The following is a 22,796-nucleotide window of genomic DNA, read 5'->3' on the forward strand; positions in this document are numbered from 1 at the left end:
TTTCGGCTGCTTTTCGATGGCCGACGCCTCGGCTTGCCGGGTCCTCTACAACATTGCAGGCAATCTCTCACGCCACCTCGACCAAGGCACCTCAATAACGGCTTTGGTCTAACAGCCCTACAAGAGGGCCAAATCCAGAAATTACGTCCTGCCCAGACACGGAAGCGACAACGGACGTAATTGGCAAGAAAAATCATACGCTTGCGATAGGTTTAAATTCCGTGCCGCGCGGCGGTAATCGATACTCACATTCCGTGAGAAATCTCGACCCCAGGCTCAAAGCTCGTAAGAGTGAACCCGCCAGGCTCGTGGAGGCACGGAGTTTGAGCCTGGACCGAGTGCGATTTATGTACGGCGCACAACTCCTTATCGAGAGCGCGGATCAAGCATGTCACGAAGGCCGTCGCCGATGAAGCTGAAGGCGAGCGCGAGCGAGAGGATCGCAAGGCCCGGCCCTGTGGCGATCCACCAGTTGTAGAAGTTCGTGGCGCCCTCGGCGATCATCTGGCCCCATTCCGGGGTCGGCGGGCGCGCGCCGAGGCCGATGAAGCTCAGCCCCGCGACGAGCAGTATGACCTGGCTGATATCGACCGTGGCGTTGACCAGGATCGGCGTCCAGCACAGCGGCAGCACGTGCCGGACGAGGATGCGCGGGGATGAGGCGCCCATCGCCACGGCCGCGTCGACATGCTCCAGCGAGCGGACCGAGAGCACCTGCGCCCGCATCAGCCGGGCATAGATCGGCCACCAGACGATGACCATCGCCAAGCCGGCATTGAACAGTCCCGGCCCGAGCGAGGCGGCGATCGCCATGGCCAGCAGCATGGGCGGGAAGGACAGCGTCACATCGGCGAGCCGCATCAGCGCGCCATCCAGAAGCCCGCCGAAATAGCCCGCCAGCGCGCCCAGGAAGCACCCGATCGCGACCGCCGTGACCAGGACACCGACCGCGATCGGCAGGGAGAAGCGCACGCCGTAGAGCGTGCGCACCAGCACGTCGCGCCCCAGCGCGTCGGTGCCGAGCCAGTGGGCGGCGCTCGGCGGCTGCAGGCGGCGGCCGGCCAGGGCGACCGGATCGTAGGGCGCCCACAGGTCGATGGTCGCGCCGACGACGACCCAGCCGAGGATCGTCGCGAGCGCAATCAGGATCGGCCAGCGCGCGGGGCGCGCGCGCGGATCGAGCAGCGCGGCGAGCCGGCGCAGGCGGCCGGGGCGCGCAACCGCCGCCGCTTCGGGAAGGGCTGCGCTCATCTGCGGTCCCTCAGGCGCGGATCGACGAAGGCATAGGCGATGTCGGTCACGAGGTTGGTCAGCAGGAAGGCGGCGCCACCGATGATCGTCACGCCGATGATGGCGGGATAATCGAGCTGGCGCGCGGCCTCGACCGCGTAGGAGCCGATACCGGGCCATGAGAAGATCGTCTCGGTCAGGACGGCCCCGGTGATCAGATAGGCGAAGGTGAAGCCCAGGATCGTCAAGGTCGGCATCAGCGCGTTGCGCAACGCGTGCGTCAGCAGGACACGGCCCTCGCCCGCCCCCTTGGCGCGCGCGACCAGAATGTAATCCTGCGACAGCACCTCGATCATGCTTGCGCGCACCAGACGGGCGACGATGCCCACCACCGTCCAGCCCAGTATCAGGGCCGGCAGCACGAGATGGGACAGCGCCTCGCGCAATATGCGCCCTTCGCCGGCGAGCGCCGCGTCGATCGTGAAGAAGCCGGTCACGAAGGGCGGTGGCAGGGAGCGCGTGTCGAGCCGGCCGGGCCCTGGCGACCAGCCCAGCGTGGCGAAGAAGATGAAGAGCGCGATCAGCCCGAGCCAGAACATCGGCACCGACGAGCCGACGAGCGCAAAAATGCGGATAGCCGTGTCGCCCGGCCCGTCGCGGAATTTCGCCGCCAGGATGCCGAGGATGACGCCGACGCTGCCGCCGAGCAGGACCGAGGCGACGACGAGTTCCAGCGTCGCCGGCAGCCGCTGGGCCAGATCGCTCGCCACGGGCTGGCGCGTGCGGAACGAGGTGCCCATGTCGCCATGCAGCAGGTTGCGGACATAGACGACGTAGCGCTCGGCCAGCGGCCGATCGAGGCCCCAGCGCTCCTTGGCGGCGGCGACCACGACAGGATTGTTCATCTGCCGCTCGCCGATCAGGGCGACCAGCGGGTCGCCCTTGGTGAACTGCGAGAGGAAAAAGGCGACGGTGACGATGCCGAGCAGAAGAAACGGCATCATCGCCAGTCGTTGCAGCGCGACCTTGAGCATCGGCTCTGCCGGTCAGGCGCGCTATTGCCGCCCGACCTGACTGAGCGCGAGATTGCAGCAGGCGCTGTAGCGCACGCCGGTCACGCCCTTGCGCGAGGCCAGGATCAGATCCGGGCTGACGACGGGAATGATGACCTTGTCGCCGATCATCTCAAGCGCGATCTCGCGATAGATGCGGTCGGCCTCAGTCGGCGTGGCGGCCAGCGCCTGCTTGAGGAGCTCGCCTTCCTTTTCGTTGACGACACCCTGCACCTTGTCGGCATGGGAGCGCTTGACCCAGGAACTCGAGCTCATCATCGAGAAGAACTGGACATATTGCACCGTGCCGAAATAGTCGGGTGCATAATAGGACGCGGTGATCGGGATACCGTCCTTGGCGACGCGCTCGCGCCAGACCGCGAAGGTCACCGGCTCGAGCTCGAGCTTGATGCCGACGCGGCCGAGATCCTGCTGCAGCTTCTGCATCATCAGCGAGAGATCGACGCCGTAGGAATTGACCGCCGGATAGGCCGATTTCATCGTGAAGCCGTTGGGCTGCCCGGCCTCGGCCAGCTTGGCGCGCGCCAAAGCGAGATCCTGCTTGGGCATCGGCAGGTCGGTCGTACCGGGGAAGCCGTTGGGGATCGCAACCGGCTGCGGCCGGCCCTTGCCGCCCACCGTGAAGTCGATCAGCCCCTGATAGTCGATCGCCGCCGCGATCGCCTCGCGGACAGGCCTGGTCAGCGGAACCGTGTTGGCCTTGGAGCCAACGCCCAGCGCCAGATAGATGAAATTATAGCTCGGCACCGTATCGAGCACGAGGTTCTGATCCTTGGCCGAGGCGGCCGTATCGGGATCGATCTGCATCGCCACATCGGCGCCGCCCGTCTGCAGCATCTGCAGCTGCGCCACTGCGTCGGGCACCTGCTTGATGATGACCTCGGCGACCTTCGGCGCCGCGCCCCAGAACTTGTCGTTCGAGACCAGGCGCAGCTGGTCGCCATTGCGATAGAGCGCGAGCTTGTAGGGGCCGCTGCCGGCCGAATTGGCGAAGAACCAGTTGTCGGCCTGGTCGGCCGTGCTGGCATTCTCGCCGCCCGCCGCGCCGTTGGCCTCCGCGACCTTGCGGTTGATGATGCCGGCATAGGACGAAGCCAGCATGTTTAGGAACTCGGAATTGGACTGCGCCGTGCGCAGCACGACGGTCTTCTCGTCGGGCGTCTCGACGGCCGTCAGGGCCTCCATCAGGAATGACGCATCCGACTTCATGTTCTTCAGCCGCGTCAGCGACCAGGCGACATCGGCCGAGGTGACGGGCGCACCATCGGAGAAGACAGCGCCCGGCGCCAGCTTGAAGACGAAGCGCGTCTGGTCGGGGCTGACCTCCCAGGAGGTGGCAAGGTTGGGCGCAAGCGTCCTGTTGTCGGCGGCCAGCGTGACCAGCGTCTGGTAGACCGCCGAGAGGTAGATCTGACAGGTGTCGCAGAACGATCGCGCCGGATCGAGCGAGGTGATGTCCATGTTCCGCGCCACGACGAGCGGGCGCGTATCGGCCGCCCGCGTCGGCGCTGCCAGTCCCGCCAGCGATACGGCAATGCCGAGCACCAAGGCCGCCTTCATCTGTCCTGCCCGCAAGTGTCCTGCCCGTATGTGTCCTGCCCGCATGATGTGATCCCCTCTCCTTATTGATTGCTCAAGCTTCGGTTGATTGCTCAGGCTCCGGCGCTGTGCGCAGGGGCCCGTGCTCGGCATGTCGTTTGCCACGCCGCTGTTCTGGCGTGCTGCAGTCGTGCCGGCCTCGGGAGCGTGGCCTTTTTCGCCATCATTGCGGAGACCGTCCCCTCCTGCGCAAAACCCGCTTGCCAAGCCAAGAGTACTATATGATATATCGAAATCGGAGGAAAGCCATGTCCGAGGTCAAGAATTCCGTCGATGCGGCGCTGCGGGATCGGGCGCTGCGTGTGGTTCCAGGCGGCATGTGGGGGCATCTCCACGCCAACAGGCTGCCGGAAGGCTACCCGCAGTTCTTTGCGCGCGCCGAGGGCTGCCGGCTCTGGGACGTGGACGGGCGCTCCTATCTGGACTTCATGTGCAGCTGGGGCCCCAATCTTCTCGGCCATCATCATCCCGAGGTCGAGGCTGCGGCCGAGCGCCAGGCCCGCCTGGGCGACTGCATGAACGGGCCTGCCGAGGTGATGGTCGAACTCGCCGAACTCCTTGTCGATACGGTGGCGCATGCCGACTGGACGCAATTCCAAAAGAACGGCACCGACGCCACCACGAGCTGCGCGACCATTGCGCGCGCCGGCACCGGGCGGCGCAAGCTGCTGGCGGCACGCGGCGCCTATCATGGCGCCGTGCCGTGGTGCTCGCCCTCGGTCGTCGGCGTGACCTCGGAGGATCGCGCCCATATCCTCTATTACGATTTCAACGATGCCGAGAGCCTGCGCGCGGCCGCCACTGAGGCTGGCGACGACCTGGCCGGCATCATCGTCTCGGCCTATCGCCATGACCTCGCGCGCGACCAGGAATTGCCGACGCAAGGTTTCGCCACCGCCGCGCGCGCGATCTGCGACGAGACGGGCGCCGCGCTCATCCTCGATGAGGTCCGGGCGGGCTTCCGGCTCGACCTCGCCGGCAGTTGGGAGCGCTTCGGTGTCAGGCCCGATCTCGCGGCCTGGAGCAAGTCCATTGCCAATGGCCACGCGCTTGCCGCCGTCACCGGCCGGGACTGGCTGCGCCAGGCGGCCTCGCAGGTCTTCGTGACAGGCTCGTTCTGGTGCGCAGCGGTCCCGATGGCGGCCGCCGTGGCAACGCTCACCGTGCTGCGCCGCGACAACATCGTCGCGCGGCTGGAGGCGATGGGAACGCGCCTGCGCGACGCGATCGATGCATCGGCCGCACGCCACGGGGTCGCCCTGCGCCAAAGCGGCCCGGTGCAGATGCCTTTGATCCTGTTCGAGGACGACGCCGATTTCGCCAAGGGCAATCTGTTTTGCCAGACAGCATTGGCGCGCGGGGTCTACTTCCACCCGCGCCACAACATGTTCCTGTCCGCCGCACATGGCGAGGCCGAGATCGACGAGGCGATTGCCGCCGCGGATACCGCCCTGGCGGCGGTCGCTGCGGGCAGCCGCACCGCCGCCTGAACCCGATCGCTTGTCCGAGACCGTGCCATGACCCGCATCACCGGCAAGACGCGGATCCTGTTCATTCTGGGCGAACCAGTCGCGCATATCATCGGCTCGACACTGCTCAACGAGCATTTCGCCGGGCGCGGCATCGATGCGGCCGTCTCCCCTCTCCACGTCGCCCCAGTTGACCTGCCCAAGGTTCTCGCGACGCTGCGGATCCTGCGCAACGTCGCCGGGTTCGGCGTCACGATCCCGCACAAGATCGCCGTCCTCGACCTACTCGATTCGGTCGGTGAGCGTGGGCGGCTGGTGGGCGCGGTCAATTTCGTGCGCCGCCACCCTGACGGCAGCCTGCACGGCGACAATGTCGACGGCCTCGGCTTCGTCGGCGGACTGATCGCGGCCGGCGTGGAGATCCGGGGCGCCCGGGTGCTGCAGGTTGGGGCCGGCGGCGCAGGCCGCGCTATCGCTTTCGCGATGGCGGAGGCAGGCGCGGCGGAATTGACCATCATGAATCGGTCTGCCGACAAGGCGCGCGAACTCGCTGCCGCGGTCGGCCGTGCCTATCCCACCTGCCGCACCGATGGCGGCGAGCCCGATACCGCCGCCTGCGACATCGCGATCAACACCACCTCGCTCGGCATGAAAGACGGCGATGCGCTGCCGCTGGATGCGTCTCGCCTTGCTCCCGGCGCGGTCGCGGCCGAAGTCGTCATGACACCGGAGGTCACGCCGTTTCTTGCCGCCGCGGCAGCACGCGGTTGCAAGACGGTTCCGGGCAAGGCGATGCTCCTGGCGCAGTTGCGTGCGGCATCCGATCTCGTCGGCCTTGCCTGAGCCAGCGAGCAGCCGGGATCCCAGCCGCCGCAAGTTCAATCGTCAAAGCCCTCGAAAGGCGCGGGATCGAGGAAGCGACGCAGGACATTGCCTGTCACGCGGCTGACCGAGTTGTCATAGCCGTTGCAGGTCAGCGCGCAGCACCAGGCGATCGAGCCGGTCGCGAACACCGCGCCGCCGGCTGCGGTCGGAAAGAAGGCGATATCGGCGCGCACCAGCGCGTTCTGATCGCCCATCGTGCCGCGATGCAGGGTGCGCAGCTCCTCCAGCGTCGGTACGCCGCCATAGTCGAGCCGGTCGGCCGTCGCCAGGCGCAGGAGATGCGGCGGCGAACCCAAGGTCGGCTCGACGCGGTCGACCTCGAGCCCGGCCGCCCCGCCGCCGCGTAGTCCGAAATCGCCGAGCGGTTTTGCCAGGTCGATGCCTTCGACCAGCCAGGACACGCGCGGGTCGCGCGCATCCTCCAGCCACTCATAGGGATAGGAGCGCGTGAAGACCTGGGCGTCGAAGCCGACGCCGACCAGGCGCTGCGGCGGGCGCCCATGGGTGCGCCAGAGGCCCGAGGGCTCGCCATTGAAGGACAGGCCGTTCTCGCCGGGTTCGCCCTCCCAGGTGCGCAAGCCACTCATGCCGCGGCGGATCTCCATCTGGAAGGGCTGCGTGGGGTGCCAGGCGATGCGCCAGTAGAAGCCGTTGCCGCCGAGATAGATGTGCCGGCCGCCGCCGCGCTGATAGGCGTCGAAGGCGTCGATCATGTTGCGGCTGTAGTACTCGGGATGTGACGGCGTGATCACGCAGTCATAGGCCTCCAGCAGCTGCGCGCCGTGCCGGTCGATGTCGCAATCGGTGATGACGTCGTAGTCGAAGCCGAGCTCCTCCAGCCAGTCGATGATGTGCGTGTCGTTGACGTAGTTGAAGGTGTTGCCGAGCGGCCGCATGTTGAGGATCGGGCGTTTGGCCGTCGAGTAGCACCAGCCGCTGCCGTCGCTGTGGGTGTCGTAGGTCGAGAGCCCGAGTTCGCGATGCTCCTGGATATAGACGTCGTCGCGCGAGAGCGCGATGACGCCCTCCAGCATGGCCTCGGCATGGACTTGGTCGAGCCGCAGCGCGCTGTTGGCATAGGCGAGGAAGGTCGCCGTCGTCGCCACCAGAGCGAGCTTGGCCTTGGCCTGACCGAGCGGAGCCCGCACGAAGAAGGAGACATAGCTTTCGACGGGATCGTCGCTGCTCTCGCGGGCGGTCAGCTTCAGCGCGTAGAAGCCGCTGCGCCAGTCGGCTGGAATCTTAAGCGCCAGATCGGGCTGCCAGCCGCAATCGGCCATGTCGTCGCTGTGGAAATGAATCGCGCCATAGAGCTCTGGCCGTTCCGTCCATTGCACCACCGAGCCGTCCCAGTTGGCGCCGGCGATGGCGCGCATGGGCATGTGCCTGAGCTGGCCGTCGAGCCGGTTCGTCGAGAGGTCGCGCACCTTGTCGCTGGCCATCTCCTGCGAAAAATCCCAGGCGCCGACCAGAGCGGGATCGGCGGGCGAGGGCGCCAGCATCTCGCAGGCCCGCCGCAGGGTCTCTTCGGACAAGGGCTCGCGAAACAGGCGCGGCCGATCGATCTTGCCGTCGAAATGGCCTGAAGTGAGCGGGTCCGCGCCACTTTCAAAGGCGTGGGCGGCGAAGACGAGCGCGGTCTCAGTGGGCCAGGCCAGGCTGGCGGGTGCCTGGCCCGTCGTGAGGCTGCTGCTGTCGCGCCCGCCCAACCTGTCCAGGCTGCGCTGGATCAGCGTGATCGCGCCGCTGGCGGCGTCATAGCTGGCGCCGACGAACACCCATTCGCGCTCGAGCACCGGCCTGGCGGATGTGAGGGTCGCAGCGCCTGCGGCACCGGCGACCTCGAAGACGAGATGCCCCGCCTGGTCGAGCCCCAGGCGCCAGCCCTGGCCGAGATCGGCGCGCCAGCGCGACATCACGGTCTGCGGGCCGGCAAGCGGGGCCGTCGGGTAGATGAAGCAGCCGGCCGCCAGGCTCGGCGCGTTCAACGCCGGCCTGTCGGCGATGATCGCGGCGGAGCCGGGATGGACCGGCTGGTCGCGCAGCGCGACACGGCCGTCGATGGCGCTGCCGGGCTCACTCAGCTTCAGGCCCGGGCCGTCCGGATCGGGATCGGCGCAGCGCACCCGGACGATGCGGACTTGGGCCGCATCGAGCGTCGGGCTGGACAGGTGAAAGCTCACGGTCTCGCCCGGCGAGACGACGAGCGGCCAGGCATAGCCGAGGACGGCGGTGGTATCTCTCATGATGCGGGCAGTCCTTCAGTCGAGCTTCTGTCCCGTCAGCGCTTCCCAGCGCATGGCGAAGACGGTCCATTCGGCCTCAATGAGGCTCGTGAACACGCGGTTGGGGAAGGTCTCGACCGGAGCGCCGCGCTGCCCCGGCAGGCGGGCCAGCATCCAGCGCCGCCCGGGATCGAGCGTGATCAGGACGTGGCGCTTGCCGACGCCGGTCCAGCGCATGCGGTGCAGCAGCCGCTGCAGGTCATGGCTGTGGGGGCCGCGCGGGCGGGCGCGCATCTCGTCGACCAGGTCCTGCCGCGACGGGTCGACCTGCCAATGCGCGGCCTCGGGATAATTGACGAGCATGCGGGCTTCATTCCTGCGCAACGAGATCCTGCCGAACGAGATAGCCGGCGCCGCTTGGGCGGCGCTGGCCAAGGGGCGATTGATGGGCGACCGGGCCTATTTCGTCAGCCAGGTGACCCAGCGCTCGCGCAGGGCGTTGCGGTTGACGGCAATCCACTCGTAATCGGCGATGACGAGTTTCGACCAATTGTCGGGCCAGGACGGCCGGAACCGCCGTTCCTCCGGCGGCACCAGACCGGGCGCCTCGCGGTTGTTGGAATCGAACGAGACCTTCTCGCTGAAGGCGACGTGCTCCTTGCCGTTCTGCACGAAGAAATCGAGGAACTTCACGCCGTTCTGGACATTGGGACTGCCCTTGAGCACGGCCCAGTTGCCAACATCGCGGATGGCCTGGTTCCAGGTGAAATCAAACTCGCCGCTCTTGGCGAGCGGGACCGAGCGGCTCGAATAGACCATCATCATCACGGCATCGCCGCCGCGCATGATCTGCATCGCGTTGTCGCCGCTCTTCCACCAGGCCGCGATATGGGGCTTGAGCGCGTCGAGCTTCTTGTAGGCGCGGTCGACATCCATCGGGAACGCCTTGTCGGGCGCAACGCCGTCGGCCAGCAGCGCGGCCAGCGGCACCCACCATTCGCGGTCGCCCGTATCGGGCAGCGAACGCGGACCCGGAAACTTCGCGACGTCGAAGAAATCGGCCCAGGATTGCGGTCCGCCATTGGGGAACGCCTTCTTGCTCCAGGTCAGTGCCATGCCGCCGGCGGTCCGGATGATGCCGCTCGGGAAGCAGCCATTGGGTAGCGCATGGGCCGCGATGCCCGGCAGGCCGGCACAGTCGATCGGCGCGAGCAAATCAGCGTGCTGGATCAGGTCCGGCGGCGTCGCTGTGACGACGTCGAAGGGAATGTTGCCGCTGCGCTGCCCGGCGCGCGCCCGGGCCCACTGGTCGGGGAGTTCGATCGGAACCGAGCGCACTTTGATGCCGGTCTCGGTCTCGAAGCGCTTGTAGAAATGCTCCTGCAGGCTGCGCTCCATCAGGCCGCCGGTCGTGGCAATGATGACCTCCTTCGATTGGGCCAAGGCGCGGCCTCCGATCGCGAAGGTCGCCGCCCCCAGTGCTCCCGCGAGCACGTCGCGCCGAGTCGCTTGGCGTCGCGACGTCTGGCGTCGTGTCGTCGTCGAAGTCTTGCTGTCGATGCTCATCGCGAGGCTCCCCTTCTGTTGCGTTTGGACCAATGGGACGGCTGTCATGGCTCAGGGCTCGGCCGATCGCGTGCGCGCGTCGAGACGACTTCTGACGAGGTGGCTGCCGACCAGCGCGGCGACGGTCAGGAGCGTCAGCATGGTCGCGACCGCCGCCAGCGTCGGCGAGATGTTGTAGTCGATGTCCTCGAACATCTTGCGCGGCAGCGTCTTGCGGTCGAGGTTCGAAATGAAGAACGACACCACCGCCTCGTCGAAGGAGATGATGAAGGCAAACAGTGCCGCCGAGACGACGCCCGGCGCGATCAACGGCAGCGTGACATGGCGGAAGGTGCGCAGCGGACTTGCCCCGCATGACACAGCGGCGCGTTCTAGATCGGCATCGAAACGGTAGAGCGCCGCCAGCACGGTGAAAACGACGAAGGGCAGCGCCAGGATGGTATGCGCCATCGCGAAGCCGAGCAGCGTACCGGTCAGGCGCAACTGCTCGAAGACGAGGAACATCGCCACGGCCAGCGCGATATGCGGCACGATGACGGGCCCGATCACCAAGAGCTCGATCAGCCCCTTGCCGGGCAGGCGGCCGCGGACGAGCGCCAGCGCCAGCATCGTGCCGATCACCGTCGCCGCCAACGTCGCGATGACGCCCGCCTCCAGGCTGAACAGCGTCGCGTTCACCCAGTCGGAATCGGCGAAATACTCGGCATACCAGCGCAGCGAAAAGCCGTTTGGCGGAAAGCGCAGATAGCGCTCGGGACCAACCGACATCGGCGCGATCACGAGCGTCGGCAGCAGCAGGAAGATCGTCACGGCATAGGCCGTCGCACCGAGCATGGCGCGGCCTGCATGGCGCGGAGAGCCGGCTCGCCGGGGCGCGCTCATGCCGACCCCACGAAGCGGTCAAGCCGCACGGCGCGCTTGAAGATCAATGCGAGCAGCAGCACGAAGGCGAGCATCACCCCGACCAGCGCGCCAGCGAAGGACCAGTCGAGCATCTCGCGGACCTGCTGGGAGACCAGCGTCGCGATCATCATCTGCTGCGGCCCGCCGATGAGCGCCGGGGTGACGAAGAAGCCCAGCGCCAGCAGGAAAACCATCAGGCAGCCCGAGGTCACGCCCGGCAACGAGAGCGGGAAGATCACCTCCCTGAACGTCGCCCATTCCGAGGCGCCGAGCATCTGCGCCGCCCGGCTGTAATCATCCGGAATGCCGCGCAGCGCCGAATAGATCGGCAGCACCATGAAGGGCAGCAGGACATGGCTCATCGCGATCACCACCGCCGTCTCGGTGTAGAGCAGCTTGAGCGGCTCATCGACGAGGCCCGAAGCCATCAGCATCTGGTTGATGACGCCGTTCTTCTGCAGCAGCACCATCCAGGCATAGGTCCGCACCAAGACCGAGGTCCAGAGCGGCAGCAGAACCGAGGCGACGAGGATCGCGAGCTTGAGCCCTGTGCTGCGCGCCATCACCAGGGCCAGCGGCCAGGCCAGCAGCAACGCCAGCACGGTCACGATCGCCGCGATGCGCAGGGTGCGCAGCATGACGCGCAGATAAACCGGCGCCGTGACCGCGCGCTCGTAATGCGCCAGCGTCGGCGTCGGCAGGAACAGGCTCTCATGCAGCAGCGAGCCCAGCGGCAGCAGGAAGGTCACGAAGGCGAGAACGAGGAACGGCGCCGCCAGCGCCAGGCTGGCGGCGCTGCTGTAATGGCGCCCGCCGAGCAGCCAGCGATGCGGCCGCGCGCTCATGCGGCGGACCCAAAAGCGCGCGCGTCCTGCGGCGCCCAGCGCAAGCCGACGAGGTCGCCGATCGCTGGCCCCCGCGATACGCTGCCGGCCGGCAGGCGCAGCTTCAGGCCCTGCCCGCTCGCCGTGCCCAGGAGCAGCGTCGTCGCGTTGCCAGCGTAGATCTCCTGCTGCACGCGCGCCGTGAGCAGCCCCTGCTCGGGTGCCGTCAGGGTCAGGCGCTCCGGCCTGATCGCGACGCGGAGTTTTGCCCGCTCAGTCACGGCATCGACGGCTGTCGCCTCGACCACGGTGCCCTCAGCGAGTTCGACCGACACGGAGCCGCCCGCCGCTGCCGCGCCGCGCGCCACGCCCTGCCAGAAATTGGTCTCGCCTATAAAACCGGCGACGAAGGCGCTCTTCGGCGCCTCATAGAGATCGTGGGGCGTGCCGATCTGCTGCAGTCGGCCATGGTCGAGCACCGCGACGCGATCGGCCATGGTCAGGGCCTCGGTCTGGTCATGCGTCACGAAGACGACGGTGACGCCGATCTCGCGCTGCAATTGCTTGGTCTCGATCTGCATCTCCTCGCGGAGGTTCTTGTCGAGCGCCGAGAGCGGCTCGTCCATCAGCAGCACGCGCGGCTTGTAGACGATGGCGCGGGCGATCGCGACGCGCTGCTGCTGGCCGCCCGAAAGCTGGGACGGCTTGCGATCGCCAAAGCCGTCGAGCCGGACGGTGGCGAGCGCGGTCCGCGCCCGCTCCTCGCGCTCGGCCCGGCCGACGCCGCGCATTTTGAGCGGGAAGGCGATGTTCTCCAGCACGCTCATATGCGGAAACAAAGTGTATTTCTGGAAGACCATGCCGAGATTGCGCTGGTAGGGCGGCGTCCACGTCACGTCCTCGCCACCGACCAGAATCTGACCCTCATCGGGATATTCGAAGCCGGCGATCGCCATCAGGATGGTCGTCTTGCCGGAGCCGGACGGGCCCAGCAACGCCAGGAATTCGCCCGGCTCGACCGCAAGCGAGACCCCGTCGACAGCCGTCACCGCTCCGAATCGCTTGACGATTCCGCGGATCCCGATCCCCACGGATCGGCTGGATAGCTCGACCGGCTGCACCATGCGTTCCCCTTATTGCCGCATAGAATATTTGATATATCCGTCTTGGCAAGCAGGTTTAGGACCGTGATGGCACCGGTCGGCGACCGCACCCTGCCCCGGCACGTTTTGCGCGTTTCGAACCGCGCCGATTTGCTTTAAGGCTGCAGCGATCGGCGAAAGCCCTCGGGAGACGTGATAAAAGTGGCGAGCGCCGACGACAACTTCCTGCAGGGTGGCGCGATAGGGCCGGTCGCGCGCGATAGCCTGACGCGCATCGTCTACAACAATCTGCGCCTCGCTTTGATGGAGGGCCGGTTCTGGCCGGGCCACCGCTTCAAGATCCGCGAACTCGCAGCTTCGATGCACGTCTCCGAGACGCCGATTCGCGAGGCGTTGATGCAGCTGGTGCGGGCGCGCGCGCTCGAACTGATCGACGGCCGCTCGATCATCGTCGCCCATATGTCGCTCGCCCAGTATCTCGAGCTGAGGACGATCAGGCTGTTCCTCGAAGGGTTGGCAGCCGAGCGCGCGACCGCCAGGATCGACGACGAGGGCATCGCCCAGATGACCGCCCTGCACGCCGAACTTGCCGCGGCCGAGGACGAGGGCCGCTGGTCGGACGCCGTGCGCGCGAATTGGCGCTTCCATCATCGGCTCTATGAAGCCGCCGACATGCCGGAGCTGCTCGCGCTCCTCGACGACATCTGGATGCGCAACGGCCCGCTGCTGAACTACCATTATCCCCATGCGCGGCCGACCTATCCGGGGCCGCATGAGCACTTACGCATCCTCGAGCGCCTGCGCGCCCGCAACGGCGAAGGCGTGCGCGAGGCCGTGCAGACCGACATGATCCAGGGCGGCGAGAAACTGGTCAAGCTGCTGGAATCGGGCGGCGATACGCGCAATCTCGCCCGCGAGGCCGGCCCTCAGACCGAGCCGCGCCCGCGCGCCTCGCGGTAGGCCTGCGCGATCGCCTCGGCGTCCAGCCCATAGCGCGCGAACAGATAAGGCGTCGTGCCGCCCTCGGCGAAGACGTCGCGCACGCCGATGCGGCCAAAGCCCGTGCGGACGCCCGCCTCCATAAGCTGCTCGGCAACCGCGCTGCCCAGACCACCGATGATCGAATGGTTCTCGCAGGTCACGACCGCCCGCATGCCCTGCGCCATCGTCGCGATGCGCGGGTCGAGCGGCTTCAGCGTCGGCACGTCGACGACGCCGACCGCGATGCCCTCCGCGGCCAGGAGATCGGCCGCCCGCAGCGCCTGCTCGACCATCATCCCACAGGCGAGGAGCAGCCCCTCCCCCGGCGGGCGCAGCATGCGGGCCACGCCGATCGGGAGCGACCATTCGTCGGGGCCCAACGCGGTCTCGGTGCCGTCCGCGCGCTTCAACCGGAGATAGACCGGGCCGTCATGGGCGGCGGCGGCCCGGACGGCGGCGGGAACCGCGGCGGGGCCGCTGGGCTCGATCACGGTCATGTTGGGCAGCGCCCGCATCAGCGCGATGTCGTCGATCGCCTGGTGCGAGACGCCCAGCAGCGTCGTCAGCCCCGGGATGACGCCGACGATCTTTACGTTGAGGCGGGGATAGGCGACCTGCATGGCGATCTGATCGTAGCAGCGGCGCGTGGCAAAGACGCAGAAGGAATGGACGAAGGGGATCTCGCCGCTTCGGGCCATGCCCCCGGCGATGCCGATCATGTTGGCCTCGGCGATGCCGACCTGCAGGAAGCGTTCCGGCAGGGCGTCGCGGAATAGATCCGTCTCGGTCGGCAGTGTGAGGTCGGCGGTCAGGCAGACGATGCGCGGGTCCTGCCGCGCCAGTTCGAGCAGCGTCTCGCCATAGAACTTGCGGCTGGGTGCGACGGCCGCACCGCGCTGGTTGAAATCCTGAACCGTCAGCGTATCGGGCGTCACGGACGTCATGGCGCGTCCTCCGCGTTGGACAAGGCCGCCATCGCAGCCGCGGCGACATCGGCGGGCAGCTTCAGATTATGCGCCAGAATGCCTTCGAGCATCGGCACGCCCTTGCCGGCCAGGGTGCGCACGACGAGGCAAGTCGGACGGGCAGGCGTCGGGCGGGCGGGTGTCGCGCGGGCCCGGTCGAGCGCGCCGAGCAGGCCAGGGATGTCGTGACCGTCCACCACCTCCTGCGCCCAGCCGAAGCTCGCGAACTTGCCGGCGATGGGCTCGAGCTTCACCACGCCGTCGACATGGCCTTCGACCTGCATGCGGTTGTCGTCGATGAGCAGGCAGAGATTGTCGAGGCCGAGGCTGCCGGCAAGCAGCGCCGCCTCCCAGACCTGCCCTTCCTGAAGCTCGCCATCGCCCAGGATGACATAGACACGGCTGGCATCCGCGCGCCGACGGGCCGCCAGCGCCATGCCGATAGCCACCGACAGGCCCTGCCCCAGCGAGCCGCAGGTCGCCTCGACGACGGTCCCGACCCGCTCCGACGCATTCACCTCGAAAGGCGAGCCGTCCTTGCAATAATCGCTGATTTCGGCCGCCGGCACGAGCCCGCGCTGCGCCAACGTCGCATAGAAGATCGCCGTGTTGTGCGCGGTCGAAAGCAGGAGCCGGTCGCGCGCCGGCCAGTCGGGATCGGCCGGGTCGAGCCGCAATTCGGCAAAATAGAGCACCGCGAAAAGATCGGCCGCGCCCAGGCCCTGCTGGACATAGCCCTGCCCGGTCGGTGCCACCAATTCGATCACCTTGCGCCGCAGCTGCAAGGCGATCTCGGTGAGTTCCTGGGGATCGCGGACGCGCAGCGCCGGCTGCCGCTCGGCGCCGCCGCTCATGGTGTCTTCGCCTGGCGCATCGCGTCTCTCCCGGTCAGGGCTTGTGCCAGCCCATGGACCGTTGCGAGTATATGATATATTCAAACCCCGTCTAGGGAGAGAAGGCGATGAGTCTCGTATTTGGTGCGGTCGCCGACGACTTGACCGGCGGTCTCGAATTGGCCGCGATGATCCGGGCCGGCGGCGTGCCATGTGCTTTCGTCACCGAACTGCCGGATTCCGTGAGCGATCCGGCGATCGTGGTGGCACGGCGCACGCGCGTCGCCGAGCCCGCTCTGGCTGTGGCGGATATCGGCCGCGTCGGCGCCTGGCTGATCGAACGCGGAGCGCGCCAGCTCTTCTTCAAATACTGCGCGACCTTCGATTCGACGCCGCATGGCAATATCGGCAACTGCGCCGACGTGCTGCGCCAACTGACCGGCAGCCGGCTCGCGGCGTTCTGCCCGTCATTCCCCGAGGCCGGACGGCGTGTCTTCCAGGGCCACCTCTTCGCCGACGACAGGCTGATCTCGGAGTCGCCGAAGCGATACGATCCACTGACGCCGATGACCGATCCCGACCTCGTGCGCGTGCTGCAGCAGCAGACGGCGACGCCGGTCGGATTGATTCCGCAGCAGATCGTGCGCGCCGGACTGGGGGCCATGACGCAGCATTGCGAGCGCCTGATCGCCGACGGCATCGGCTTTGCGCTCACTGACGCCGCGGTGCCCGACGATCTCGCTGCACTGGCGGCGCTGACCGTCTCCTGGCCGCTGATGACCGGCAACTCCTCGATCGCCGCCTATTATCCGGCGCTGTGGCGCGAGCGCGGGCTCGTCGATGCCAATGATAGCGTGACCCGCCTGCCCCCGGTCCGAGGTCCGGGCGTCGTGCTCGCCGGCAGTTGCGCGGAGAAGACCATGCGGCAGCTCGAAGTCTTCGCCCGCGATCGCCCGGTGCTGATGCTCGACCTCGCCGCCGTCAGCGACGCCGATGCGGCCGTCACGGCGGCGCTCGACTGGGCCCTGCCCCGCCTTGCCGACGGCCCCGTCGCGATCGCCACCTCGGCCGATCCCGACGCGGTCGCGGCCGTGCAAGTCAAGCTCGGCCAGCGTCGCGCCGCCACGCTCGCCGAGGAGATCCTGTCGAAGCTGGCGCAGGCGCTGCGGATAAGCGGCGTGCGGCGTTTCCTGATCGCCGGCGGCGAGACCTCGGGCGCCGTGCTGGATCGCCTTGCGATCCACTCGCTGCGGGCCGGCGCTTACCGCGCGCCGGGCGTCTCGCAGGCCCTGTCGGAGGGGGCGACGCCGCTGGCCTTCTGCCTCAAATCGGGCAAGCTTGGCCCCGAGGACATGTTGCTGCCGATGCTCGCAAGTATGGAACAAGGAGAGCAGCCGTGACCGCCGCGATATCGGAAGCCGATGCCCGCGCTGAGCTGTGCAATATCTACCGGAAGATCGAGGGTTCGGGCCTGAGCCTCGGCAATGCCGGCAATATCAGCCTGCGCCTGAATGAGGCCATGCTGATCAGCCCGACCGGCGCCGACGGGGCGACCGTGGCGCCGGAAGATTTCGTGCTGACGCGCTTTGACGGCACGGCGCTATCACCCGGCACACCGTCCAGCGAATGGGCGATCCATGGTGGAGTCTACGCGGCGGGGCTCGCTCAGGCTGTGATCCATGCCCATCCCGATTGTTGCGTCGCGCTGTCCTGCCTGCGCCGCCCGATGCCGCCGTTCCACTATATGGTAGCGGCCTTCGGCGGGCACGAGATCCCCTGCGCACCCTATGCGCCCTTCGGCACGACGGCGCTCGCCGAAGGCGTCGTGGCGGCGCTGGCGGGTCACAGCGCCTGCCTGATGGCCAATCACGGCATGGTCTGCATCGGCTCCACACTGGCGCAAGCCTTTGCGCGCACGGTCAAGCTCGAAATGCTGGCGCGGCAGCTGCTGCTCGCGCGCCAGGCCGGCGAGATCGTCCATCTCACCCAAGACGAGATGAATACGGTACTCGGACGCTATGCCGAATACGGTCGCGGCCGCCTGTCGAGCGGCTGAACGCTGGAGCCCTTCCGCGTTCCTCCGAACCGCAGAAGGGCTCTAGGCCTTTGATTTATCGCATTTTCTTCACGTGAACCGGTATCCACTTCACTCGAAAATGCGCGGTTTCACCGATATCTGGAGGGATGAGATGATCATCGTCACGGGCGGCACCCATGGCATCGGCCGGGCCTGCGTGGAGCGCCTGGGGCCACGCGGCGTCGTCTTCATCGGCCGCGACGTCGCGGCTGGCGAAGAGCTGGCAGCGCAGGTGCCGGGCGCGCATTTCGTCGCCGGCGATGTGACGAGCGAGCAGGATTGTCGGCGCGTCGTCGAGGCCGCCCTCGACCGTGGCGGCGGCCGCCTTGCGGGCCTGGTCAACAATGCCGGGCTGGGACGGCGCATGGTCTTCGCCGAGGCGACCCTCGAGGATTGGGACGCCGTGATGAACGCCAATGCCCGCAGCGCCTTCCTGTTCACGCGTCATGCGCTGGCGGGCCTGCGCGCGGGCAAGGGTGCGGTCGTCAATGTCGCCTCCGTCGCGGGCAAGTTCGGCGAGGAGGGGCTGGCGGTCTATTGCGCCTCCAAGGCCGCCGTGATCGCGATGACGCAGGCGCTGGCGCTCGAATTCGGCGAGGAGGTGCGCTTCAACGCGATCTGCCCCGGACAGATCGCGACCCGCATGATGTCGAAGGTGCTGGCCGATCCGCTGCGGCTGCGGCAGCTCGAACTGCGCATTCCCGCCGGCCGCCTCGGCGACCCCGGCGAGGTCGCCGACGTCGTCGAATGGCTACTCTCGGACAAGGCGAGCTATGTCAACGGCGCCGTATTGACCGTCGATGGCGGCGAGACGGCCGGGTTGCGGACGCCGCGCCTGCCGGAAGGATTTGTCGCGGGCTGAGCCGCCGCGTCAATCGCGGTCCGGCACAAGCTCCTGCACCGTCCTGGCCTCCGCCGCGATACGCCCCCAGTCATAGAGCATCGGCACCATCTCGCAGGCACTCCAGGGCGTATTCTGGTCGGCGTAATGTGGGCTTGCCGGATGTCCGGAAGTGCCGTGGAAGACGACCCAGCGGCTGTTGTCCCAGTTGCCGACATCGAAGACATAGCGCGACAGCGCGCCATAGGTCGCCACTGGGCCGACTGAGGGCACGATCCCATTCGCGAGCACGGTGTCGCCGTCTCCGCCGACCGGCAGGGAAGGCGGATCGAGCCGCTGCGCCCAGTCAGGGAACTGCGGCGAGAGCGGATGGGCAAAGCGCGGCCGATGCTCCTCGCCCCAACTCCGGCCGGTCAGGGTCGCCGCCGCTTCCGACAGCGCCTCCGACAGCACGTCGTCCCAGGTCGAGCCGTTGAGCATCCCGGCATCGTCGTCGCGCAGCAATGTCGGCACCGCCCACCAGACCTGGCCCTGCGGCGAGACGCCGGGCGCCACCGCGGCGAAGCGATGCATTGTGGCCCGCTCCAGCCTGCTGCGCAGGGTGACGATCCGCGTCAGGGCTCGCCGGAAGGCATTATAGGCGGCAGCCGCGGTCGAATCCGCGTCCATGCGACCGTTCCAGGCCATCAGATCCTGCCGCAGCCGCTCCGCACCGGCCTGCTCGCGCTGGCCCAGCGCCGCGAGACGAGTGCGGAACAGCTCGAGATGCGGGGATTGCGTATCGGCATGGATAGCCGCCGCATCGGCAACAGCGAAGGGCGCACCCGACTCCAGTCGCTGCAGGATGCGTTCGGCGCGATAGGGCGGGTGGCAATCGGTGGAGAGATAATCGGGATGATCATCCGCCACGACCCGGTTATTGGCGGTGACGATCAGGCCGCCGGGCGGGTCGATGACGCAGGGCATCGCCTCATGCGCGAACCAGCCCTGCCATTCATGTTCGCCGGTCCAGCCAGGCACGGGTAGCCAGCCATTGTCGCGCGAGCGCACCGGCACGCGGGCGCGCACCAGATGGCCGATCGCGCCGGCCGTGTCGCCGGCCACGAGATTATGGTCGATCAGGCCCCAGCCCCGCGTCGCCTCATAGAGTTCCAAGACGGTCGAGGCCGCAGGCATCCGCGTCAGGCAATCGAAGGAGAGGTCGGTCTCGGCGAACTGGACGGAGCGCAGGGACAGGCCGACCCCCTCGCGCGGATCGCCCGCTATCACAGGACCATGGCGCGTCTCGAAGATATCGAACTCCCGGTCGACCCCGCCCCTGACGGCGATCCGGTCGCGCCGATGGATGACGGGCTCGAAGCCCTCGCCGAAGCGCACCGCCATGCCCTCGTCAATGAACTGTTCGAGATAAAGGTCGTGGATGTCCATGAAGGCATGGGTGACGCAATAGGCGACGCTGCCGTTATGGGCGAAATGCGGGAAGCCCGGCACGCCCGGCACGGTGAGGCCGATCATGTCGAAGCGATCGCAGGCGAGATGGTGCTGCGCATACATGCCGGGGATCTCGAAGAGGCATGGGGATCGCCCGCGAGAATGGGCCGCCCCGTCGCCGTCCGACCCGGACCGACCGCCCAGTTGTTGCTGCCGCCTCCGGCCGCATCCGAGGCATCGCCGCCCATGGCCTTGAGCAGGTGGTCGACGAATGGGGCCAGCGCCGCCAGATCGGCTTCGAAGCGGTCGGCCTGGGCACCAGGGGGAATGCAGAGCAGGTCGCGTCCGCCATCATCGTAGCGCAGCTTCAGCGCGTTCTGCGCGCCCACGACCGGCAGCGCCAGCATCCGCCAGAGCTTGAACCAGATCGAGCCCATCAGCAGGCCAAGCCGCCGCATCACCGCAATGCTGTGCCAGGGCTCCCAGGGTTCCGGCGTTGCGCCAAGGAGCGCGTATTCGCAAGGGTGCGCCGCACCGGACTCCAGGAACGCATTCACGCCGGAGGCGTATGCCTTCAGCATATCCTTCGCCTCACCGGCAAGTGCCTCGTAGTCGCGCCGGCAGGCCTGCTCCAGGCCCAGCCGCCGCACCAGGATGTCGGCCTCGGCCGCCTCGGCCCCGAGCCATTCGGCAGCGCGGCCCAGCGCCTTGCGGCGCGTCAGCTCCATCTGGAAGAGGCGGTCTTGCGCATGCACGAAACCGAGCGCCCTGTAGGCATCCGCCTCGCCCACCGCCTTGATATGCGGGATGCCCCAGGCATCGCGCCGGACGGAAACGGAAGCCTCCAGACCAGGCAGGGACAAGGAGCCTGACAGCGGCGGCAGGGCCGCCTCGAGGGCGTCGCGATCGGCATCGGTCGTCATAGGCATCTCTCGTCAGGCGCGTTTTGGCGGTTCAGGCGTCGAGGGTGAGCTGCCAGAACATCGGGAAGCTGGACTGCACGATCGACTTGACGCGCGAGCGATAGCCCGCCGGTCGGCTGAACTGGCCCCACATAACCGAGGGCGTGTCCTTGTAAGCCTCGACCTGGATCTCGGCCGCGATGCGCTTGCGCATGACGGGGTCGGGCGCCTTGGCATAGGCTGTGAGCTTCTCGCTGATGGCCGCGTCGCAGCTCCAGCCGGCATAGTTGGCGCAGTTGTTGCCAATGTAGAAATGTGTCAGCGGCGACATCATGTCGATGTCGTTGGCATAGACCGGGAAGATGCCCCAGCCGTCCTTCTTGGCCCGGCGCGCGAGAACCGTACCCCAGTCCATCACCTGCTCATCGACGGTGAAACCGGCCTTGCGCATGTTGTCCGCCAGCACGGCGCCAGCCGTCTGCGAGATCGAGCCCGCGACCGTCAAGAAGACGATGGGCTCACCCTTGTAGGAGGTCTTCTTGAGGGCGGCGCGTGCCTCGTCGATAGCGAGCCTTGCGGTACCCGCGCCCTCCGAGCTGCTGAGAGGTGCATCGCACATGAAGAAGGACGGGCAGTTCTTGACCAGATAGCGATCGGGGATGCCGATCGCCTGCAGGACCTCGCCTTGGTCGACCAGTTTCCAGAGCACTTCGCGGACCGCCCTGTCGGCGAAGGGACCGGTCGCGTGATTGAGACGGAAATTGCCCTGGAACATGTCGAGGCCGGTCAGGGCCATGACGTTCACGTTCGACGCCTTCTCAAGCTTGTCGAGCCAGTCGAAGGGCAGATACTGCATGTAATCGATCTCGCCGGCGATCAGCGCGGTCGCCGCTGTCGCGTCGTCGGGCATGACGCGCAAGACCACCTCGTCGACTTTGACCACCTTCGCACCGGCCAGGAAGTCGGGCTTCTCGGAGCGCGGCTTGTACTGCTCGAAGCGCTCCAGAACGGCGCGGTCGCCCGGGCGCCAGGCGCTGGCCTTGAACTTGAACGGCCCCGATCCGATGATCTCCTTGATGCGCTCGTCACCAGGCGGGAGGATGCGCTCGGGCATCATCGCCGGCACCGGCGCATTGGGCTTGCCCAGCACGTCGAGCATCAGTGGAAAGGGTTCGCGCAACACGATCCTGAAGCTGCGCTCGTCCACCGCCTCGATCCCGGTCACAGCGGCCATGAGCATCTTGCCGAGCGCATCGCCGCGGGCCCAGCGCTTGAGCGAGGCCACGCAGTCCGAGGCCTTGACCGGCGCGCCATCATGCCAGGCGAGACCGTCGCGCAGCTTGAACTGCCAACTCAGGCCATCGGACGCGGTCGAGAACGTGTCCACCATCTGGGGGTGGATCGTTCCCGCCATGTCCATCGAAAACAGCGTATCGAAGACGTGATAGGCGAAGGTGCGCGTGATCGCGGCCGTCGTGGCATGCGGATCGAGGATCACCACCTCGGATTCGAGCACGGCGATCATCGACTTCGGCGCCGCCCGGGAGGCTGTGGGAACAGCGACGCTCACCAGCGCCGCCGCGCCGCCCAGGAGAACACCGCGTTTGCTCAGGTCCCGTCGCAACATGGCTTACCCTTTGGCTGCGAGATCGCGTGAAAGGCGCGCGATAAATATACGATATATCGAACTCACAGTGTCAAGCCTATGCGCAGCGTCGATCAGGGCGACCAAGAAAGCCGAAGTTGTGGCCAGGTCGGGTCGTGGCTCTGCTGGTGGTGTCGCTATTGTTACCCACCAAGCTCACCGGCCAGGCCGGGACGGTCAGGCTTTCGGCATATGTTTAATGATGAGAATGGCGGGCAGGCATGAGGAATAGACATCTAGTCCG

At 67.3% G+C, this 22,796-nt stretch carries 18 protein-coding genes and 1 pseudogene; 6 read left to right on the plus strand and 13 right to left on the minus strand.

Annotation, left to right across the window (positions count from 1 at the left end; all coding sequences use genetic code 11):
- Positions 1–366: 366 nt before the first annotated feature.
- Genes BHK69_RS01855 through BHK69_RS01865 form a run of 3 tightly spaced genes read right to left on the minus strand, consistent with a single transcriptional unit; the run spans position 367 to position 3,863 of the window.
- Complete coding sequence (locus BHK69_RS01855; RefSeq protein ID WP_083269062.1) at positions 367–1,251, minus strand: ABC transporter permease; 885 nt, start codon at positions 1,249–1,251, stop codon at positions 367–369.
- On the minus strand, positions 1,248–2,264 hold the full coding sequence (locus BHK69_RS01860) for an ABC transporter permease (protein WP_069688631.1): 1,017 nt from the start codon (positions 2,262–2,264) through the stop codon (positions 1,248–1,250). The genes BHK69_RS01855 and BHK69_RS01860 overlap by 4 nt, the downstream gene beginning before the upstream one ends.
- A gap of 21 nt (positions 2,265–2,285) precedes the next feature.
- Positions 2,286–3,863 carry an ABC transporter substrate-binding protein gene (locus tag BHK69_RS01865; RefSeq protein WP_069688632.1) on the minus strand — a complete coding sequence of 526 codons (1,578 nt, stop codon included), beginning with the start codon at positions 3,861–3,863 and terminating at the stop codon, positions 2,286–2,288.
- Positions 3,864–4,150: 287 nt separating this feature from the next.
- On the opposite strand from BHK69_RS01865, the gene BHK69_RS01870 reads away from it, so the two are divergent.
- Together BHK69_RS01870 and BHK69_RS01875 are read left to right on the plus strand one after the other, a co-directional pair.
- Complete coding sequence (locus BHK69_RS01870) at positions 4,151–5,392, plus strand: aminotransferase class III-fold pyridoxal phosphate-dependent enzyme (protein ID WP_069688633.1); 1,242 nt, start codon at positions 4,151–4,153, stop codon at positions 5,390–5,392.
- Between the two features lie 27 nt (positions 5,393–5,419).
- Positions 5,420–6,214 (plus strand): shikimate dehydrogenase family protein, encoded by a 795-nt coding sequence (locus BHK69_RS01875; RefSeq protein WP_069688634.1) that lies wholly within the window; start codon positions 5,420–5,422, stop codon positions 6,212–6,214.
- Positions 6,215–6,249: 35 nt separating this feature from the next.
- Here BHK69_RS01875 and BHK69_RS01880 read toward each other — a convergent pair whose 3' ends face one another.
- The 6 genes from BHK69_RS01880 to BHK69_RS01905 form a co-directional block, all read right to left on the minus strand.
- Positions 6,250–8,502 carry a N,N-dimethylformamidase beta subunit family domain-containing protein gene (locus BHK69_RS01880; protein ID WP_069688635.1) on the minus strand — a complete coding sequence of 751 codons (2,253 nt, stop codon included), beginning with the start codon at positions 8,500–8,502 and terminating at the stop codon, positions 6,250–6,252.
- Positions 8,503–8,517: 15 nt separating this feature from the next.
- Positions 8,518–8,844, minus strand: coding sequence for a N,N-dimethylformamidase alpha subunit family protein (locus tag BHK69_RS01885; RefSeq protein WP_069693286.1), 327 nt, complete (start codon positions 8,842–8,844; stop codon positions 8,518–8,520).
- Between the two features lie 96 nt (positions 8,845–8,940).
- Positions 8,941–10,047: an extracellular solute-binding protein gene (locus BHK69_RS01890; RefSeq protein ID WP_158516143.1), complete on the minus strand. Its 1,107-nt coding sequence runs from the start codon at positions 10,045–10,047 to the stop codon at positions 8,941–8,943.
- Between the two features lie 51 nt (positions 10,048–10,098).
- The gene (locus BHK69_RS01895) at positions 10,099–10,929 is read right to left on the minus strand and encodes an ABC transporter permease (protein WP_069688636.1); all 831 of its coding nucleotides are present in this window, start codon (positions 10,927–10,929) and stop codon (positions 10,099–10,101) included.
- Positions 10,926–11,795, minus strand: coding sequence for an ABC transporter permease (locus tag BHK69_RS01900; protein ID WP_083269065.1), 870 nt, complete (start codon positions 11,793–11,795; stop codon positions 10,926–10,928). Before BHK69_RS01900 ends, BHK69_RS01895 begins: the two co-directional genes overlap by 4 nt.
- Complete coding sequence (locus BHK69_RS01905) at positions 11,792–12,898, minus strand: ABC transporter ATP-binding protein (protein WP_069688637.1); 1,107 nt, start codon at positions 12,896–12,898, stop codon at positions 11,792–11,794. The genes BHK69_RS01900 and BHK69_RS01905 overlap by 4 nt, the downstream gene beginning before the upstream one ends.
- A gap of 180 nt (positions 12,899–13,078) precedes the next feature.
- Between BHK69_RS01905 and BHK69_RS01910 the strand changes: the two genes are divergently transcribed.
- The gene (locus BHK69_RS01910; RefSeq protein WP_244548374.1) at positions 13,079–13,837 is read left to right on the plus strand and encodes a GntR family transcriptional regulator; all 759 of its coding nucleotides are present in this window, start codon (positions 13,079–13,081) and stop codon (positions 13,835–13,837) included.
- Here the strand turns inward: BHK69_RS01910 and BHK69_RS01915 are convergent.
- Both BHK69_RS01915 and BHK69_RS01920 read right to left on the minus strand, forming a co-directional pair.
- Positions 13,804–14,802, minus strand: coding sequence for a transketolase family protein (locus BHK69_RS01915; protein WP_083269066.1), 999 nt, complete (start codon positions 14,800–14,802; stop codon positions 13,804–13,806). The genes BHK69_RS01910 and BHK69_RS01915 overlap by 34 nt on opposite strands.
- On the minus strand, positions 14,799–15,677 hold the full coding sequence (locus tag BHK69_RS01920; RefSeq protein ID WP_069688638.1) for a transketolase: 879 nt from the start codon (positions 15,675–15,677) through the stop codon (positions 14,799–14,801). Before BHK69_RS01920 ends, BHK69_RS01915 begins: the two co-directional genes overlap by 4 nt.
- Positions 15,678–15,784: 107 nt before the next feature.
- Between BHK69_RS01920 and otnK the strand changes: the two genes are divergently transcribed.
- The 3 genes from otnK to BHK69_RS01935 all read left to right on the plus strand — a co-directional run bounded on the left by otnK (position 15,785) and on the right by BHK69_RS01935 (position 18,595).
- Positions 15,785–17,056: a 3-oxo-tetronate kinase gene (gene otnK / locus BHK69_RS01925; RefSeq protein ID WP_069688639.1), complete on the plus strand. Its 1,272-nt coding sequence runs from the start codon at positions 15,785–15,787 to the stop codon at positions 17,054–17,056.
- A complete protein-coding gene (locus BHK69_RS01930) occupies positions 17,053–17,712 on the plus strand; it encodes a class II aldolase/adducin family protein (protein ID WP_244548375.1) in 660 nt (219 codons plus the stop codon). Before otnK ends, BHK69_RS01930 begins: the two co-directional genes overlap by 4 nt.
- Positions 17,713–17,845: 133 nt before the next feature.
- Complete coding sequence (locus tag BHK69_RS01935) at positions 17,846–18,595, plus strand: SDR family NAD(P)-dependent oxidoreductase (protein ID WP_069693292.1); 750 nt, start codon at positions 17,846–17,848, stop codon at positions 18,593–18,595.
- A 9-nt stretch (positions 18,596–18,604) separates the two neighbouring features.
- Here the strand turns inward: BHK69_RS01935 and BHK69_RS01940 are convergent.
- Positions 18,605–20,934: pseudogene (locus BHK69_RS01940) on the minus strand (penicillin acylase family protein).
- A gap of 25 nt (positions 20,935–20,959) precedes the next feature.
- Positions 20,960–22,534 carry an ABC transporter substrate-binding protein gene (locus tag BHK69_RS01950; protein WP_069688642.1) on the minus strand — a complete coding sequence of 525 codons (1,575 nt, stop codon included), beginning with the start codon at positions 22,532–22,534 and terminating at the stop codon, positions 20,960–20,962.
- Positions 22,535–22,796 lie beyond the last annotated feature (262 nt).

The sequence above is a fragment of the Bosea vaviloviae genome, from assembly GCF_001741865.1.
Taxonomy (GTDB): domain Bacteria; phylum Pseudomonadota; class Alphaproteobacteria; order Rhizobiales; family Beijerinckiaceae; genus Allobosea; species Allobosea vaviloviae.

Bases quoted from the DNA above. Each gene is read 5' to 3' on its own strand.
- BHK69_RS01855 (WP_083269062.1), bottom strand. From the start codon at position 1,251: ATGAGCGCAGCCCTTCCCGAAGCGGCGGCGGTTGCGCGCCCCGGCCGC.
- BHK69_RS01860 (WP_069688631.1), bottom strand. From the start codon at position 2,264: ATGCTCAAGGTCGCGCTGCAACGACTGGCGATGATGCCGTTTCTTCTG.
- BHK69_RS01865 (WP_069688632.1), bottom strand. From the start codon at position 3,863: ATGAAGGCGGCCTTGGTGCTCGGCATTGCCGTATCGCTGGCGGGACTG.
- BHK69_RS01870 (WP_069688633.1), top strand. From the start codon at position 4,151: ATGTCCGAGGTCAAGAATTCCGTCGATGCGGCGCTGCGGGATCGGGCG.
- BHK69_RS01875 (WP_069688634.1), top strand. From the start codon at position 5,420: ATGACCCGCATCACCGGCAAGACGCGGATCCTGTTCATTCTGGGCGAA.
- BHK69_RS01880 (WP_069688635.1), bottom strand. From the start codon at position 8,502: ATGAGAGATACCACCGCCGTCCTCGGCTATGCCTGGCCGCTCGTCGTC.
- BHK69_RS01885 (WP_069693286.1), bottom strand. From the start codon at position 8,844: ATGCTCGTCAATTATCCCGAGGCCGCGCATTGGCAGGTCGACCCGTCG.
- BHK69_RS01890 (WP_158516143.1), bottom strand. From the start codon at position 10,047: ATGAGCATCGACAGCAAGACTTCGACGACGACACGACGCCAGACGTCG.
- BHK69_RS01895 (WP_069688636.1), bottom strand. From the start codon at position 10,929: ATGAGCGCGCCCCGGCGAGCCGGCTCTCCGCGCCATGCAGGCCGCGCC.
- BHK69_RS01900 (WP_083269065.1), bottom strand. From the start codon at position 11,795: ATGAGCGCGCGGCCGCATCGCTGGCTGCTCGGCGGGCGCCATTACAGC.
- BHK69_RS01905 (WP_069688637.1), bottom strand. From the start codon at position 12,898: ATGGTGCAGCCGGTCGAGCTATCCAGCCGATCCGTGGGGATCGGGATC.
- BHK69_RS01915 (WP_083269066.1), bottom strand. From the start codon at position 14,802: ATGACGTCCGTGACGCCCGATACGCTGACGGTTCAGGATTTCAACCAG.
- BHK69_RS01920 (WP_069688638.1), bottom strand. From the start codon at position 15,677: ATGAGCGGCGGCGCCGAGCGGCAGCCGGCGCTGCGCGTCCGCGATCCC.
- otnK (WP_069688639.1), top strand. From the start codon at position 15,785: ATGAGTCTCGTATTTGGTGCGGTCGCCGACGACTTGACCGGCGGTCTC.
- BHK69_RS01935 (WP_069693292.1), top strand. From the start codon at position 17,846: ATGATCATCGTCACGGGCGGCACCCATGGCATCGGCCGGGCCTGCGTG.
- BHK69_RS01950 (WP_069688642.1), bottom strand. From the start codon at position 22,534: ATGTTGCGACGGGACCTGAGCAAACGCGGTGTTCTCCTGGGCGGCGCG.